This window comes from Streptomyces fagopyri (genome assembly GCF_009498275.1).
Taxonomy (GTDB): Bacteria; Actinomycetota; Actinomycetes; order Streptomycetales; family Streptomycetaceae; genus Streptomyces; species Streptomyces fagopyri.
Genome location: NZ_CP045643.1, coordinates 4335998 through 4352975, shown reverse-complemented (window position 1 = coordinate 4352975; position 16978 = coordinate 4335998). Strand labels below are relative to the sequence as shown.

Here is a 16978-nt window from a genome sequence, read left to right as displayed (position 1 = left end):
CGAACGCCCTCCTCCGGTCTCAGCGTGTCCTCCTCCGGCCTCCACACGCCCTGCTGTGGGCCACGAGGGCTGCCGCGTGGGTCAGGAGGCGGGCGTGTTCCCCGGGTGCCTCGGACAGGGGGTCGGCGACCGTGTGGGCGGTCGGGGTGATCGCCCTGTTGTGTGCCGTTTTCGGGGCGGTCCTGGCGATGGGGCAGGTCGTCGTGGTGCGCCACCGCGCGGCGGGGGCGGCCGATCTGGCCGCGCTCGCCGCCGCGGACCACTGGACGGAGGGCAGTCCGGCGGCCTGCGCCGAGGCGGACCGGGTGGCCCGGGCCCAGCGTGCCCGGCTGGCGCGGTGCGCGGTGGAGGGCGAGGTCTCGGACGTCACGGCCGTGTCGGGTACGGGTCCCTTCGCCACGGAGGTCAGGTCCAGAGCGGGACCGGCGACACCGGAGGACCCGGCGGCTACTCCTGCGGCGCTCCCCGCAGGAGTTCGGTGAGCAGCCGGACAGCGCCCCGTTTGTGCAGCGGCTCGTTGCCGTTGCCGCACTTGGGCGACTGGATGCAGGACGGGCAGCCGGCCTCGCACTCGCAGGAGGAGATGGCCTCGCGGGTGGCGGTGAGCCAGGCACGGGCGGTGTGGAAGGCGCGTTCGGCGAAGCCCGCGCCGCCGGGGTGACCGTCGTAGACGAAGACGGTGGGCAGCAGGGTGTCGGGGTGCAGGGGGACGGACACGCCGCCGATGTCCCAGCGGTCGCAGGTGGCGAACAGCGGGAGCATCCCGATCGACGCGTGTTCGGCGGCGTGCAGGGCGCCGCCGAGGATCTCGGGGTTGATGCGGGCGGCGTCCAGCTGGTCCTCGGTGACCGTCCACCACACGGCACGCGTGCGGAGCGTGCGCGGGGGGAGGTCGAGCTTCGACTCGCCCAGCACTTCCCCGGTGATGACCCGACGGCGCAGGAAGGAGACGACCTGGTTGGTGACTTCGACGGAGCCGTAGCACAACCGGCCCCCACCCCAGGGGATTTCGGTGTCCGTCTCCAGGACGGAGATGGCGGTCGTGTCGCGGGCGACCGTGGAGTAGGGCGGGTTGGCCTCCTCGACCAGTGCGACGGAGTCCTCCAGGTCCAGGCGCCGCACCAGGTACGTACGGCCCTGGTGGAGATGGACCGCGCCCTCGTGCACCGTCGTGTGCGCGGCGCCGGCGTCCACCGTGCCGAGCAGCCGCCCCGTTCCGGCCTCGACGATCTGTACCGGGCTGCCGCCCTCGCCGCGGATGTCGGTCAGGTCGGCGGCCCGCTCCCGGCGTGTCCAGTGCCAGGCCTTCGTCCGGCGGCGCAGCAGCTTCGCGGCCTCCAGCTGCGGCAGCAGATCCGCGGCGGCCGGGCCGAACAGCTCCAGGTCCTCGTCCGTGAGGGGGATCTCGGAGGCCGCGGCGCACAGGTGCGGGGCGAGGACGTACGGGTTGTCGGGGTCGAGGACCGTGGACTCCACCGGTTGGTCGAACAGTGCTTCGGGGTGGTGCACGAGGAACGTGTCCAGCGGGTCGTCGCGGGCGACGAGGATCGCCAGCGCGCCCTGCCCGGAGCGGCCGGCGCGGCCCGCCTGCTGCCACAGGGACGCCCGGGTGCCCGGATAGCCCGCGATGACGACGGCGTCCAGTCCGGAGACGTCGACGCCCAGTTCGAGGGCGGTGGTGGCGGCGAGGCCGAGAAGTTCCCCGGAGTGCAGGGCGCGTTCGAGGGCGCGGCGTTCCTCCGGGAGGTAGCCGCCGCGGTACGCCGCGACGCGCCGGGCGAGCGAGCGGTCGACCTCGGCCAGTCGCTCCTGGGCGATCACGGCGATCAGTTCGGCGCCGCGCCGGGACCGTACGAAGGCGACCGAGCGCACCCCCTGGACGGTCAGGTCGGTCAGGAGGTCGGCGGTCTCGGCGGTGGCGGTGCGCCGGACGGGCGCGCCCTTCTCGCCGTGCAGTTCGGTGAGCGGGGGTTCCCAGAGGGCGAAGACCAGCTCGCCGCGCGGGGAGGCGTCGTCGGCGACCTCGACCACCGGGAGGCCGGTCAGACGGCGGGCGGCGACGGAGGGCTCGGCGGCGGTCGCGGAGGCCAGGAGGAAGACGGGAGAGGAGCCGTAGCGGGCGCAGAGGCGGCGCAGCCGGCGCAGCACCTGGGCGACATGGGAGCCGAAGACGCCTCGGTAGGTGTGGCACTCGTCGACGACGACGTACTTCAGGGCGCGCAGGAAGGAGGACCAGCGGGGGTGGGAGGGCAGTATCCCGCGGTGCAGCATGTCGGGGTTGGTCAGCACGTAGTTGGCGTACTGGCGGACCCACTCGCGTTCTTCGACCGGGGTGTCGCCGTCGTACACGGCGGGGCGGACGGCGTTGCCCAAGGGTTGTGAAAGTTCCTTCACAGCCCGCCGCTGATCGGCTGCGAGGGCCTTTGTGGGCGCCAGGTAGAGCGCGGTGGCCCCACGGCCGTTCGGCGCCTCGGAGCCCTCCAGGAGGGCTGTGAGGACCGGGACGAGGTATGCCAGGGACTTGCCGGAGGCCGTGCCGGTGGCCACGATCACGGAATCGCCGTCCAGGGCGTGTTCGGCGGCGAGCGCCTGGTGGGCCCAGGGGTGCTCGATGCCCGCGGCCTGCACGGCGGCGACGACCTCCGATCGGATCCGGTCGGGCCACACGGCATGGCGACCCGCCCGCGGGGGCAAGTGCTCCGTATGAGTGATGCGCGAAGCCCGGCTCGGTCCCGAGGCGAGCCGGCCGAGGACCGTGCCCGGAGAGGGGCGGGAAGCGGTGTCCGCCGAGGTTCGATCGGATCGTTGATTCGTGGCCATCGGCATCGAGTGTGTCACTGGCGTGACGGACAATGGGCTCAAGGCGTCGTGCACGCCTGCCGGTAAGTGATTGAATGCCATCGCGGCTGGCGAACCGTCCCGGGGGCTCTGCCGAGGTGTCCCTTGGGGCGACCGCTCGATAGCAAGGTGCTGGAGGATCCGTGGACCTGTCCCTGTCGACCCGTACCGTCGGCGATCGTACGGTCGTCGAGGTCGGTGGCGAAATCGATGTATATACCGCGCCCAAGCTGCGTGAGCAGCTGGTCGAGCTGGTGAACGACGGCAGTTTCCATCTTGTCGTCGACATGGAGGGCGTGGACTTCCTCGACTCCACCGGGCTCGGCGTTTTGGTGGGCGGCCTGAAGCGTGTGCGTGCCCATGAGGGCTCGCTGCGACTGGTCTGCAACCAGGAGCGCATTCTGAAGATCTTCCGTATCACCGGTCTCACCAAGGTGTTCCCCATCCACACCTCGGTCGAGGAAGCGGTAGCGGCCACCGACTGACCCCGTCGCGGGGCGCCGCGGGAGCGTGGCGTCCGAGACGGTAGAAGCAATGGAGGGGGACCGGGCCTCGGCGGCCCGGCCCCCTGACAGCACGCCCGTAGGTGAGGGGGATGCATGGCCACCGTTGAACTCCGCTTCAGCGCGCTGCCCGAGCACGTCAGGACCGCCCGACTGGTGGCGGCAGCGGTGGCGCGCAGGGCCGGAGTGGACGAGGCCGTTCTCGACGAGCTCAGACTCGCCGTGGGCGAGGCCTGCAGCCGTGCCGTCGGACTGCACCAGAGCAGCGGCATCTCGGCGCCGGTGCGGGTGACGCTGATCGAGGAGGAGAAGCAGTTCTCCATCGAGGTCGGCGACGAGGCGCCGCGTTCGGTGCCCGGTGCGACGGTGCCCGGAGCCTCTCCCGGCGATGCCGACACGGACACCGAGGAGGACGAGATGGGCCTTGCGGTCATCAGCGGCCTCGTCGACGACGTCGAGGTCAGCGCCGGCGAGCACGGTGGACTGATCAGGATGAGCTGGCCGACCACGCCGCCGGTCACGCTCGTTCCCTGATGTCCCCCTCGTAGCAGGACACGTACAAGACACACTCATCACACGAAGGGCCCTGCCTCGCAGGGCCCTTTTTCTTGCGCCCGGGCAGGTGAGATGACTGCGGGCGCCATTCGTGAATTGGTTCACGATCAATCACGCGATTATTTGATCAAGGGTCAACGCTTTTGGGGCATTACCTCTTTTGGGTTCTGTGGACGCCCGTCGATCATTTGCTGACGGGGATGTGAAGGCGAATTCCGTTTACCGCGTACTGTTTTGATCAGGTTCCGGTACCTACAATCCGTCCACATCTTGAGCTCAGCACAGGCGTCAAGGAGGACGAATGGCGGGGCTTTCTACCCCTCATCAGTTTGACCATCCCACAACCTTCGCAGCCGCAGTTCTGACCGACGACAATCGCCTGATCGTGATGGTCATCGGTGTCGTCGCGCTGGCGGCTCTGGCGGTCGCCGGGGTCCTGGTACGACAGGTGCTCGCGGCCGGCGAGGGCACCGACAGCATGAAGGAGATCGCGGCAGCGGTCCAGGAGGGCGCGAACGCCTACCTGGGGCGGCAGTTGCGCACCCTGGCGGTATTCGCCTCCGTGGTGTTCTTCCTGCTCATGCTGCTGCCCGCGGACGACTGGAATCAGCGTGCCGGAAGGTCGATCTTCTTCCTGATCGGCGCGGTGTTCTCGGCGACCACCGGATATATCGGTATGTGGCTCGCCGTCCGGAGCAATGTCCGCGTGGCCGCCGCGGCACGGGAAGCGACTCCGGCCGCGGGTGAACCCGAAAAGGATCTCACCGCCGTCTCGCACAAAGCCATGAAGATCGCATTCCGCACGGGCGGCGTCGTCGGCATGTTCACGGTGGGGCTCGGTCTGCTGGGCGCCTCCTGTGTGGTGCTGGTGTACGCGGCCGACGCGCCGAAGGTCCTGGAGGGATTCGGGCTCGGCGCCGCGCTGATCGCCATGTTCATGCGTGTCGGCGGCGGCATCTTCACCAAGGCCGCCGACGTCGGCGCCGACCTGGTCGGCAAGGTCGAGCAGGGCATCCCGGAGGACGACCCGCGCAACGCCGCGACCATCGCGGACAACGTGGGCGACAACGTCGGGGACTGCGCCGGCATGGCCGCCGACCTCTTCGAGTCGTATGCCGTCACGCTCGTCGCGGCGCTGATCCTCGGCAAGGCGGCGTTCGGAGACTCCGGGCTCGCCTTCCCGCTGATCGTGCCCGCGATCGGCGTCCTCACGGCCATGGTCGGCATCTTCGCGGTGGCACCACGCCGTTCCGACCGCAGCGGCATGTCCGCGATCAACCGTGGATTCTTCGTCTCCGCGGTGATCTCGCTGGTGCTGGTCGCGGTGGCCGTCTTCGCCTACCTGCCGGGGAAGTACTCCGGGCTGGACGGCGTCACGGACGCGGCGATCGCGGCGAAGAGCGGCGATCCGCGGATCCTCGCGGTGGTGGCCGTCGCGATCGGCATCGTGATGGCCGCGCTCATCCAGCAGTTGACCGGCTACTTCACCGAGACCACCCGCCGTCCCGTACGGGACATCGGCAAGAGCTCGCTCACCGGCGCGGCCACGGTCATCCTGGCCGGTATCTCCATCGGTCTCGAATCGGCCGTGTACACCGCCCTGCTGATCGGTCTCGGCGTGTACGGGGCCTTCCTGCTCGGCGGCACGTCCATCACGCTGGCGCTCTTCGCCGTGGCGCTGGCCGGGACCGGCCTGCTCACCACGGTCGGTGTCATCGTCGCCATGGACACCTTCGGCCCGGTCTCCGACAACGCCCAGGGCATCGCGGAGATGTCGGGCGACGTCACGGGCGCGGGCGCCCAGGTGCTCACCGACCTGGACGCGGTGGGCAACACCACCAAGGCCATCACCAAGGGCATCGCGATCGCCACGGCCGTCCTCGCGGCCTCGGCGCTCTTCGGGTCGTACCGGGACGCGATCCTGTCGGCCGCGAACGACGTGGGCGAGAAGGTCTCCGGGCCCGGCGCGCCGTTGAACCTGATGATGGACATCTCCCAGCCCAACAACCTGGTGGGTCTGATCGCCGGCGCGGCCGTCGTGTTCCTCTTCTCGGGTCTCGCGATCAACGCCGTGTCGCGCTCCGCGGGGGCCGTGGTCTACGAGGTGCGGCGGCAGTTCCGCGAGCACCCCGGGATCATGGACTACACGGAGAAGCCCGAATACGGGCGGGTCGTCGACATCTGCACCAAGGACGCCCTGCGGGAGCTGGCCACCCCGGGTCTGCTCGCCGTCCTGGCGCCCATCGCCATCGGCTTCACACTCGGCGTCGGCGCGCTCGGCTCGTATCTCGCGGGCGCGATCGGCACCGGCACCCTGATGGCCGTCTTCCTCGCCAACTCCGGCGGCGCGTGGGACAACGCGAAGAAACTCGTGGAGGACGGCCATCACGGCGGCAAGGGCAGCGAGGCGCACGCCGCCACGGTGATCGGCGACACCGTCGGTGACCCCTTCAAGGACACCGCGGGACCCGCGATCAACCCGCTCCTGAAGGTGATGAACCTGGTGGCGCTGCTGATCGCCCCGGCGGTCGTCAAGTTCTCGTACGGCGACGACAAGAACCTCGCGCTGCGCATCCTGATCGCGGCGCTCTCGCTGCTCGTGATCGTGGTCGCGGTGTACGTCTCCAAGCGACGCGGGCTCGCGGTGGGCGACGAGGAGGACGCGGAACGGGTCTCCAAGTCGCCGGACGCGGCGGTGGTTTCGTAGCTCCAGGGTTGTCCATCTGGCCAGGTACCGGCCAACGGGCGGGCGGGCGGCGCGTATTGACGCGCCGCCCGCCCGCTCTGTGTGTGTTCACACCCGCGCCGTGAGCCTTCTCTCGCTTGGTGCAAATGGCTTCAATAAGGGGTGAACCGGGCGCACGCCCCGCGGATGTCGCCCGGATGGCGTGTATGTTCCGGGGCCGAGAGCCATGGAAGGGACCAATCCGGTGAACAAGAAGCTCACGGCCGCACTGTCCGGCGGTGCGGTACTGGTACTGGCGCTGTCGGGATGCAGCAGCGACAACGGCAACGACGACAAGCTGAACTCCTGGGCCAAGCAGGTCTGTGACGCGGTACAGCCGCAGGCCAAGAAGATCGAGGCCGCCAACGCCGCGATCCAGAAGGAGACCTCGGACAACAGCGCGCCGGACGCCGTCCGGACGACGGACGCGCAGGCCTTCCAGGACATGTCGGACGCCTACAAGGCGATCGGCGCCGCGGTCGACGGCGCCGGCCCGCCCGACGTCACCGACGGCAAGCAGAAGCAGACGGACGCCGTGAAGGAGCTCAACGGCATCTCCGCGTCCTACGCGGCCCTCAAGAAGCAGGTCGACGGGCTCGACACGAAGGACCAGGCGAAGTTCGCGGACGGTCTCAAGGGCATCGCGACGCAGCTCGCCAAACTGAGCCAGAGCGGCAACGACGCGCTGAAGAAGCTGGAGGAGGGTGACGTGGGCAAGGCGATGGCCAAGCAGGAGAGCTGCAAGTCGGGCGCGTCGCCCTCCGCGGCCCAGGGCTGAGCCGCCGGCGGCCCAGCGGCCGCCCACCTCGACGAGGGACCCGGTACGTATCCGAACCGGGGCCCGGTACGTGTCCGAACCGGGGCCCGGTACGTGTCCCCACGAGGACCCGGTACGTGTCCCAACGCGCCCGGTACGTGTCCCCACCAGGGCCCGGTACGTCTCGCCACCAGGACCCGGTACGCGCTGCGTGCCGGGTCCCCGCCCCGCGTGTCCACAGGAGGACCCGCCGCTGTCCACAGGCGCGCGTGCCGCTGTCCACAGGAGTGCGTGCCGGTCGGCGGGAGCGGACACAATGGGGAGGTGAGTCACACCAGCCTGCCACCGTTGCCCTCGTCCGACCGCGTCGACGTCGCCGCTCGGCTGCGGGACGCCCTGCTCGGCGCCTCGTTCACCGCCGACGGAATGCTCGACCTGCTCGGCGCACCCGCCTACACGGCGCTGGCGCGCAGCGAGACCGTGCCCGCGCTGCGCGCGACCCGCGGCGACACGCCCCTGGAGACGCTCGTCCGGCTGTTCCTGTTGCAGCAGCCCGTGCCGCACGCGCGCGTGGCGGACGTGCTGCCGGTCGAGGACTGCCTGGAGAGCGGCTGGCTGACCCGCGTGGGCGGCGCCGAGGTCACCGCGACGGTGGACGTCCGGCCGTACGGGGGACCCGGTGGCGAGGACTGGTTCATCGTGTCCGACCTCGGGTGCGCCGTCGGTGGCGCGGGCGGCATCGGAAGCCGTGAGGAGGGCGTCGTCCTCGGCGTGGGCGGCGCGTCCACGACCCTGGCCGGCATCACGGTCCGCGAGCCCGTCGCCGCCGCGCTCGATCTCGGCACCGGCTCCGGTATCCAGGCACTGCACGCGGCCCAGCACGCCACACGCGTGACCGCGACCGACCTCAACCCGCGCGCGCTGCACATCACCGCGCTCACCCTGGCGCTCTCCGGCGCCCCGGCGGCCGACCTGCGCGAGGGCTCGCTCTTCGAGCCGGTCGCGGACGACGAGACGTACGACCTGATCGTCTCCAACCCGCCCTTCGTGATCTCGCCCGGCGCCCGGCTCACCTACCGCGACGGCGGGATGGGCGGGGACGATCTGTGCCGCACGCTCGTCCAGCAGTCGGGGGACCGGCTGAACGAAGGGGGATATGCCCAGTTCCTGGCCAACTGGCAGCACGTGGAGGGCGAGGACTGGCAGGACCGGCTGCGCTCCTGGGTGCCGCGCGGCTGTGACGCCTGGATCGTTCAGCGCGAGGTCCAGGACATCACGCAGTACGCCGAGTTGTGGCTGCGCGACGCGGGCGACCACCGCTCCGACCCGGCCGAGTACCAGGCGCGGTACGACGCCTGGCTGGACGAGTTCGAGGCGCGCAAGGTCAAGGCGGTCGGCTTCGGGTGGATCACGCTGCGCAGGACGGCGGCCGCCGAGCCCTCGATCACGGTCGAGGAGTGGCCGCACCCCGTCGAGCAGCCGCTCGGCGACACCGTGCGCGCGCACTTCGCCCGGATCGACTTCCTGCGGGCCAGCGACGACGCGGCGCTGCTCGCCGGGCACTTCAGACTCACGGCCGAGGTGGTCCAGGAGCAGGTCGGGCTGCCCGGCGCCGAGGACCCGGAACATGTGGTGCTGCGCCAGAACCGAGGGATGCGGCGGGCCACCAAGGTGGACACGGTCGGCGCGGGCTTCGCCGGCGTGTGCGACGGCACCCTGAGCGCCGGACGGATCCTCGACGCCATCGCCCAACTGGTCGGAGAGGACCCGGTGTTGCTGCGCGACCGGACGCCCGGCCAGATCCGGCTGCTGGTGGAACAGGGGTTCCTCGAGCCCGCGGAGTGACGAGGGGCACCCTTCCCGGCGGACCGCGACGCGCGCTCCGCCGGGCCACCGGATGCTCTGCCGCGCGATCGGATGCTCTGCCGGCCACCGGATTCTCCGCCGTCCGCCGGACCGGGAGCGTCTTTGGGGTTCACCGGGACCTTCGCCGGGGCCGTTCGGGTCGGAAGGCGACCGGGTTCACGGGATCGTTCGCCGAGGTCCCTCCGCCGGCCGCTGGATCCGATCGGGGCCTGCCCCGTGGCCTCGGCCGGGATGCCCGACCGGGTTCCCCCGTACGGCCACCGGGCGCCCAGCCAGGACGCGTTGCCGGGACCCTTAGCCAGGACGCGTTGCCGAGACCCTTAGCCAGGAGCTTTGCCAAGGTCGGCGGTCAGGACCCGTCACCGAGTCCGCTGTCGGGCCCCGTCACCGACGTCCCCCGCAGGACCCACTGTCCTCGTGTGGACCCGCCGCCGGTGCCGCCCGCAGGGCCCGTCGCCGGGTACGGCCCTCGCCGGGATGCGAATCTGGCCAACATCCGGCCGGTGCCGTATCTCCAGGCCGGCGCCGGACGTACCGGGAGATCCACGCACGCGCCGCCCACCGGCCGGGGAAGCGTGCCCGCTGCCTCAGGGCCCGCGACCGGGAGGGCGGCTCAGGGCCCGCGGCGGGGAGGGCGAGGAGGGTGGCAGGGGTGAGTCGCCGGTGAGACGGGGGCGGAGGGCGACGAATTCGCCACAGTCCCGCGCCCGGCGCGCCGTTCCGGCGACGCGCGGACGCCCCGGAGGGCATCCGCGGCGGCCGCGTTCCGGGCGCTGAGGGCCCGCCGATGGGGTGCCGTCCCCCCGGCGTTCACCGCAGGTTCGCACAGTCGCTTCCGGGGCGTGCCAGCCTCCCGACCCTGGGACCCGGGGTGGAAAGGCAACAGAGATGGAAAGTGGACCGGCGATCTTCGTGGGGACGGTGTTCGCCCTGTTCGGAGGTGCACTGCTGGCGTGGACGGTGGTGCGGCTGCGCCAGGGCGAGCCCATCGCCGCCGGTGTGAACCGCGTCGCATCGGCGACGGTCGCGAGCGTCGCCGGAGCGGGTGCGCTGGCACTTGGGATGTGGTGTTTCACGCGCGTGTGAGAGCCGACCCCCCGGTAACCGGGGGGTCACACTCCGGATGGGGCCGAAAGGGCGGCTGCGTACTCCGGGCGGCAGGAATGGCGGTAGTCGGGTTACCGTTCGAGTGGCCGTTGCGGGCTTTTCCCGTTTGACACGGGGGCGGGATGTACCGTCACACTCCGCAGCGTCAGCATGACCCGACCCCCGGGACCAAGGCCTGGGGAGACCCCCTGCGTCGACCGGAGAGAAGAGCGAAGTTGTCCCCGACCAGCGACACCGCACACGGCGGCCGCCGACTCGTCATCGTCGAGTCGCCTGCCAAGGCGAAGACGATCAAGGGCTATCTCGGCCCCGGCTATGTCGTCGAAGCGAGCGTCGGGCACATCCGCGACCTCCCCAACGGCGCGGCGGAGGTGCCGGAGGAGTACACCGGTGAGGTGCGCCGCCTCGGCGTGGACGTCGAGCACGACTTCCAGCCCATCTATGTCGTCAACGCCGACAAGAAGGCCCAGGTCAAGAAGCTCAAGGACCTGCTGAAGGACTCCGACGAACTCTTCCTCGCCACCGATGAGGACCGCGAGGGCGAGGCCATCGCGTGGCACCTCCTCGAGGTCCTGAAGCCCAAGGTCCCCGTCCACCGGATGGTCTTCCACGAGATCACCAAGGACGCGATCCGCAGCGCCGTCGCCAATCCGCGCGAGCTCAACCAGCGCATGGTCGACGCCCAGGAGACCCGCCGCATCCTGGACCGCCTCTACGGCTACGAGGTCTCGCCGGTCCTGTGGAAGAAGGTCATGCCGCGTCTGTCGGCGGGCCGTGTCCAGTCCGTTGCGACCCGCCTCGTCGTCGAGCGGGAGCGCGAGCGCATCGCCTTCCGGTCCGCCGAGTACTGGGACCTGACCGGCACCTTCGGCACGGGCCGGCGCGGGGACGCGTCCGACCCGTCCACGCTGGTCGCCCGTCTCACCGCGGTCGACGGCAAGCGTGTCGCCCAGGGCCGCGACTTCGACTCGCTCGGCCGGTCGAAGAGCGCCAGCACCCTCCACCTGGACGAGGCGAACGCCCGCGCGCTCGCCGCCGCCCTGGAGAACACGGACTTCTCGGTCCGCTCGGTCGAGTCCAAGCCGTACCGCCGTTCGCCGTACGCGCCGTTCCGCACGACGACCCTCCAGCAGGAGGCCTCGCGCAAGCTCGGCTTCGGCGCGAAGGCCACCATGCAGGTGGCCCAGAAGCTGTACGAGAACGGCTTCATCACGTACATGCGTACGGACTCCACGACCCTCTCGGACACGGCGATCACCGCGGCCCGCACCCAGGTCACGCAGCTGTACGGCGCCGACTACCTGCCGGCCCAGCCGCGCACGTACGCCGGAAAGGTCAAGAACGCGCAGGAGGCGCACGAGGCGATCCGCCCTTCGGGTGATCGTTTCCGCACCCCGGCCGAGACGGGTCTGACCGGCGACCAGTTCAAGCTGTACGAGCTGATCTGGAAGCGGACCGTCGCCTCCCAGATGAAGGACGCGGTCGGCAACTCCGTCACGGTGAAGATCGCCGGCGCGGCCGCCGACGGCCGTGACGCCGAGTTCAGCGCGTCCGGCAAGACGATCACGTTCCACGGCTTCCTGAAGGCCTACGTCGAGGGCGCGGACGACCCGAACGCCGAACTCGACGACCGCGAGCGCCGGCTCCCCCAGGTCGGCGAGGGCGACCCGCTGTCCTCCGAGGAGATCACGGTCGACGGCCACGCCACCAAGCCGCCGGCCCGCTACACCGAGGCCTCGCTGGTCAAGGAGCTCGAAGAGCGCGAGATCGGCCGCCCGTCGACATACGCGTCGATCATCGGCACGATCCTCGACCGCGGCTATGTCTTCAAGAAGGGCACGGCCCTGGTGCCGTCCTTCCTGAGCTTCGCCGTGGTCAACCTCCTGGAGAAGCACTTCGGGCGGCTCGTCGACTACGACTTCACGGCCAAGATGGAGGACGACCTCGACCGCATCGCGCGGGGCGAGGCGCGGGCCGTGCCGTGGCTCAGGCGCTTCTACTTCGGCGAGGGCGAGGCGACGGGCGCCGCCGAGGCCGGGAACGGCGACGGCGACCACCTGGGCGGCCTCAAGGAGCTCGTCACCGACCTGGGCGCCATCGACGCCCGCGAGGTGTCGTCCTTCCCCGTCGGCGAGGGCATCGTGCTCCGCGTGGGCCGCTACGGCCCCTACGTCGAGCGCGGCGAGAAGGACTCCGAGAACCACCAGCGCGCGGACGTGCCGGAGGACCTGGCCCCGGACGAGCTCTCCGTCGAACTGGCGGAGGAACTGCTCGCCAAGCCGAGCGGCGACTTCGAACTCGGCAACGACCCGGAGTCGGGCCACCAGATCATCGCGCGGGACGGCCGCTACGGCCCGTACGTCACCGAGGTGCTCCCCGAGGGCACCCCGAAGACGGGCAAGAACGCCGTCAAGCCGCGTACCGCGTCCCTCTTCAAGTCCATGTCGCTGGACACGGTGACCCTTCAGGACGCCCTCAAACTGATGTCCCTGCCGCGCGTCGTCGGCAAGGACGCCGAGGGTGTGGAGATCACCGCGCAGAACGGGCGCTACGGGCCGTACCTGAAGAAGGGCACGGACTCGCGCTCCCTGCAGACCGAGGACCAGCTCTTCACCATCACGCTCGAAGAGTCGCTGGAGATCTACTCCCAGCCCAAGCAGCGTGGCCGCGCGGCCGCCAAGCCGCCGCTGAAGGAGCTGGGCGAGGACCCGGTCAGCGCGAAGCCCGTCGTCGTCAAGGACGGCCGTTTCGGGCCGTACGTGACCGACGGCGAGACCAACGCGACCCTGCGGTCCGGGGACAGCGTCGAGGACATCACTCCGGAGCGCGGCTTCGAGCTGCTCGCCGAGAAGCGTGCCAAGGCCCCGGCCAAGAAGACCGTGAAGAAGGCCGCCGCCAAGAAGACGGCCACCAAGAAGGCCCCCGCCAAGAAGGCCGCCGCGAAGAAGACGACGACGTCGAAGACGGCCGCCAAGAAGGCGCCCGCCAAGAAGACGGCCGCCAAGAAGACAGCGGCTTCCGAGAGCTGAGACCGGGCCGGAACCGCCCGGCGGATGTGGACGCCCCCGTACCTTCCGGTGTGGGGGCGTCCACATGTTCGGGCACCCCTTCGGACAGTCAGTGGGTCCCGATAGGCTTGCGGAATGACGCGAGCCGAGCAGCCTACGGCCCACACTCCGGACCCCGACGACGCCCTGGTCGCGGATTCGCGCGAGCGCGCCGTGCGCGCGCTGCTGCGCCAGCCGCAGCTGAAACGCCTGTGGGGCGCCCACCTGGTAGGGAGTGTCGCCGACGCCCTGGCCCTGCTCGTCCTGGTCGTGCTCGTCCTCCAGGCGGCGGTCGCCGAGGGCTCCTTCGGCGGTGGCTACCGCGGCGTCGCCCTCGCGGTGTCCGCGGTCTTCGCGGCGCGGGTGCTCGCGACCCTGCTCTTCGGGGCGGTCCTGCTGGGCCCGCTCACCTCGCTGACGTCGAAGGACGGCCCGCTCGACCGGCGCTGGACCATGGTCGGCGCCGACGGCCTGCGGGCCCTGCTGCTGATCGTCGCGCCCCTGTGGATCGACTGGACACCGGACGACGCCCTCGCCGTCCTCCTGGTCGTCGCGTTCGTGACCGGTGTGGCCGAGCGCTTCTGGACGGTGAGCCGGGAGGGCGCGGCCCCCGCGCTGCTGCCCGCGCCGCCCATGGAGGGCGCCACCGTGCGCCCGCTGCCGGACCACATGGACGCGCTGCGGCGCCTGTCCCTGCGTACCGCGTTCGCGGCGGTGCCGATCGCGGCCGCGGCGCTCGTCGTGGTGTCCCTCGTCAACAACCTGCTGGGTGCCGGGATCGCCTGGTTCGACCAGCACCAGGGGGCGCTCGCCTCGTACGTCGCCGCCGGACTGTTCGCCGCCTCGCTCTCCGTGCTCACGTTCCTCGAACTGCCCGATACCCGCACCCCCCGGGCACGCTCGCCTCTGGAGGGCCTGCGCCGCCCCAGGACGGGCACAGGCGTCGACAAGGGCCGTACCGGCGTGATCCCGCTCCTGGTGCTGGCCTGCGCGGCCGTCGCCGCGGCGATCGCGGCCGCCGTCGCCGTCTCCGTGCTGCAGGCCAAGGACCTGGGCGGCGGACCGGTCACGTACGGGCTGCTGGTGCTCGCGCTGACCGGCGGTGTCGTCGTCGGTATCCGTACCGCCGCCAAGGTGCTGCCGTCGCTGTCCAGGCGCCGGCTGCTCTCCCTCGCGATCGCCTTCACCGGTATCGCCCTGCTGGCCGCCGGGCTGGTCCCGGATGTCACCACCGTGCTGCTGATCGTCGCCCTCGCCGGCGTCGGCGCGGGCGTCGCGGCGAACACCGGGCACGCGCTGCTCGACCAGGAGACCGAGGAGTACCGGCGGGCGCGCACCACCGAACACCTGCACGCGGTCGTACGGGTCTCCGTGGCGCTCGGTGCCCTGCTGGCCCCCCTGGTGGCCGCGGCGATCGGACCGCACCGCCTGGAGAACGGCAAGTTCGTGTTCGCGCACGGCGGCGCAGCCTTCACCCTGATGCTGGTGGGCGCCCTGCTGCTGCCCGTCGCCGCGCTGGTGCTCGCCAAGGTCGACGACCGCTCGGGCGTGCCGCTGCGCCACGACCTGCTGGACGCGCTGCGCGGTGGCGACGACCCGCTGCCGACGCTCGCCGGGAACGGGTTCTTCCTCGCCCTGGAGGGCGGTGACGGCGCCGGCAAGTCGACGCAGGCCGAGGCGCTCGCCGAGTGGATCCGGGCCAAGGGCCACGAGGTCGTGGTGACCCGTGAGCCCGGTGCCACACCGGTCGGCAAGCGGCTGCGGTCGATCCTGCTGGACGTGTCGTCGGCGGGTCTGTCGCACCGCGCGGAGGCGCTGCTGTACGCCGCCGACCGCGCGGAGCACGTGGACACGGTGGTGCGGCCCGCGCTGGAGCGCGGCGCCGTCGTCATCTCCGACCGCTACATCGACTCCTCGGTGGCCTACCAGGGCGCGGGCCGCGACCTGTCGCCGACCGAGATCGCCCGCATCAACCGGTGGGCGACCGACGGACTGGTGCCGCACCTGACGGTGCTGCTCGACGTCTCCCCGGAGGCGGCGCGGGAGCGGTTCACGGAGGCGCCGGACCGGCTGGAGTCGGAGCCCGTCGAGTTCCACACGCGCGTGCGGTCCGGTTTCCTGACGCTGGCCGCGGCCGACCCCGGCCGCTACCTGGTCGTCGACGCCGCACAGGAGCCCGAGGCGGTCACCACCGTCGTCCGGCACCGCCTCGACGTGATGCTGCCCCTCTCCGAGGCCGAGGTGAAGGCCCAGGAGGAGGCGCGCAAGGCGGCCGAGGCGGAGGCCCGGCGCAAGGCCGAGGAAGAGGCCGCCCGCAAGGCCGAGGAGGAGCGCCAGGAGCGCGAGCGCCAGGAACAGCTCGCCCGGTTGCGCGCGGAGGAAGAGGAACGCAAGCAGCGCGAGCTGGAGGAGGCCCAGCGTCGCGAGGCGGAGCGGCAGGCGGAGGAGGCCCGGCAGCGCGCCGAGGACGCCCGCCGCCGTGCCGAGGAGGAGCGGGCGCGTCTGCTGGCCGAGGAGAAGGTCAGGGCCGCCGAGCAGGAACGGCTGCGCAAGCAGGCCGAGGAGGAGGCCCGGCTGCGCGCCGAGGCGGAGACCCGGCGTGTGGAGAAGCAGCGCAAGGCCGAGGAGGCGTTGCTGCGCGCGGAGCGGGCCCGGCGTGCCGCGGCGGAGTCGGCCGCCGCCGCTGCCGCGGCGAGCGCTGCCGCGGCCTCGCCGTCCACCGGGACCTCACCGTCCGCAGCCCCATCCGGCTCCGCTCCGGAACCGAGCCCGGCCCCGGCCTCCACTCCGGCCCAGGCCCCCGCCACGACTCGGGGCGGCGCCGGCACCGGGTCCGACAACGAGACGACCGTGCCCACGCCGGTCGTCGCGCCCTCGGACACGTCGGGCGGCGGCGCCGTCGACGACACGGCGGTGCTGTCGCCGGTGCGGGACAGGGGGAACCGCGGCGGTTCCCGGTCCGACTCCGAGGAGACGGCCAAGCTGCCGAAGCCACCCGTGCCGGAGGACCCCGCGGAACGGACGACGGTGCTGCCGCCGGTCGGGGGAGCCGCGGACGAGACGGCGGTCCTGCCGCCGGTGACGCCCCGCGCGGCCGACGAGACGGCGGTGCTGCCTCCCGTACGGGACGACAGGGACTCGGCCGGGGGCAGGGACAGGAACGCCGAGGACCGGAACAGGGACAGGGGAGAGGACGGGGGTTCGGCGGCCGGGGACCCGGCGGACCGGGTGCCCCCGGGCTTCTTCCGTGACGAGCGGTCGCCTGCGCGGCGCTCCGACGACGCGCCCCGGCGCTCCGACGACGCGGTCGACCGCACGCGCGAACTGCCCCAGGTCGACGCGTCGGGCACGCCCCGCCGTCGCCCGCGTCCGGACTGGGCGGAGGAGACACCGCTCGACGACCTCCCGAGCCTCGCGGACGAGCTGCTGGGCCCGCGGGATGACGAGGAGGCCGAAGAAGGGCGCGAGGGGCGCGACGGGCACGGCGGTCGCCGCCGCTGAGTCCGGGGCGGTCGCCGGCGCGGCGGTCGTGATCGCCGTGGGACGCGATGGGACGCGGTGGCCGGCACGGCTGGGCCCC

At 71.7% G+C, this 16978-nt stretch carries 10 protein-coding genes; 9 read left to right on the top strand and 1 reads right to left on the bottom strand.

The features are described from left to right. Positions 1-53: 53 nt before the first annotated feature. Positions 54-482 carry an Rv3654c family TadE-like protein gene (locus GFH48_RS18615; protein WP_228121356.1) on the top strand — a complete coding sequence of 143 codons (429 nt, stop codon included), beginning with the start codon at positions 54-56 and terminating at the stop codon, positions 480-482. On the opposite strand, the gene GFH48_RS18610 is transcribed toward GFH48_RS18615, so the two are convergent. Beyond that, on the bottom strand, positions 448-2901 hold the full coding sequence (locus tag GFH48_RS18610) for a DEAD/DEAH box helicase (protein WP_194280614.1): 2454 nt from the start codon (positions 2899-2901) through the stop codon (positions 448-450). The genes GFH48_RS18615 and GFH48_RS18610 overlap by 35 nt on opposite strands. 80 nt (positions 2902-2981) lie before the next feature. Here GFH48_RS18610 and bldG point away from each other — a divergent pair, with 80 nt between their 5' ends. The 8 genes from bldG (at position 2982) to tmk (ending at position 16899) form a co-directional block, all read left to right on the top strand. Next, positions 2982-3323: an anti-sigma factor antagonist BldG gene (gene bldG, locus GFH48_RS18605; RefSeq protein ID WP_003975386.1), complete on the top strand. Its 342-nt coding sequence runs from the start codon at positions 2982-2984 to the stop codon at positions 3321-3323. Between the two features lie 114 nt (positions 3324-3437). Then, the gene (locus GFH48_RS18600) at positions 3438-3875 is read left to right on the top strand and encodes an ATP-binding protein (RefSeq protein WP_153289334.1); all 438 of its coding nucleotides are present in this window, start codon (positions 3438-3440) and stop codon (positions 3873-3875) included. A gap of 322 nt (positions 3876-4197) precedes the next feature. Continuing rightward, on the top strand, positions 4198-6603 hold the full coding sequence (locus GFH48_RS18595) for a sodium-translocating pyrophosphatase (RefSeq protein WP_153289333.1): 2406 nt from the start codon (positions 4198-4200) through the stop codon (positions 6601-6603). A 205-nt stretch (positions 6604-6808) separates the two neighbouring features. Next, positions 6809-7399, top strand: a complete 591-nt coding sequence (locus GFH48_RS18590; RefSeq protein WP_153289332.1) for a small secreted protein — start codon at positions 6809-6811, stop codon at positions 7397-7399. Between the two features lie 303 nt (positions 7400-7702). Further along, a complete protein-coding gene (locus GFH48_RS18585; protein WP_153289331.1) occupies positions 7703-9223 on the top strand; it encodes a DUF7059 domain-containing protein in 1521 nt (506 codons plus the stop codon). A 909-nt stretch (positions 9224-10132) separates the two neighbouring features. Next, positions 10133-10330, top strand: a complete 198-nt coding sequence (locus tag GFH48_RS18580; protein ID WP_153289330.1) for a hypothetical protein — start codon at positions 10133-10135, stop codon at positions 10328-10330. A gap of 236 nt (positions 10331-10566) precedes the next feature. Beyond that, a complete protein-coding gene (gene topA / locus GFH48_RS18575; RefSeq protein WP_153289329.1) occupies positions 10567-13380 on the top strand; it encodes a type I DNA topoisomerase in 2814 nt (937 codons plus the stop codon). Between the two features lie 114 nt (positions 13381-13494). Continuing rightward, positions 13495-16899, top strand: a complete 3405-nt coding sequence (gene tmk / locus GFH48_RS18570; protein WP_153289328.1) for a dTMP kinase — start codon at positions 13495-13497, stop codon at positions 16897-16899. The last annotated feature ends 79 nt before the right edge of the window (positions 16900-16978 follow it).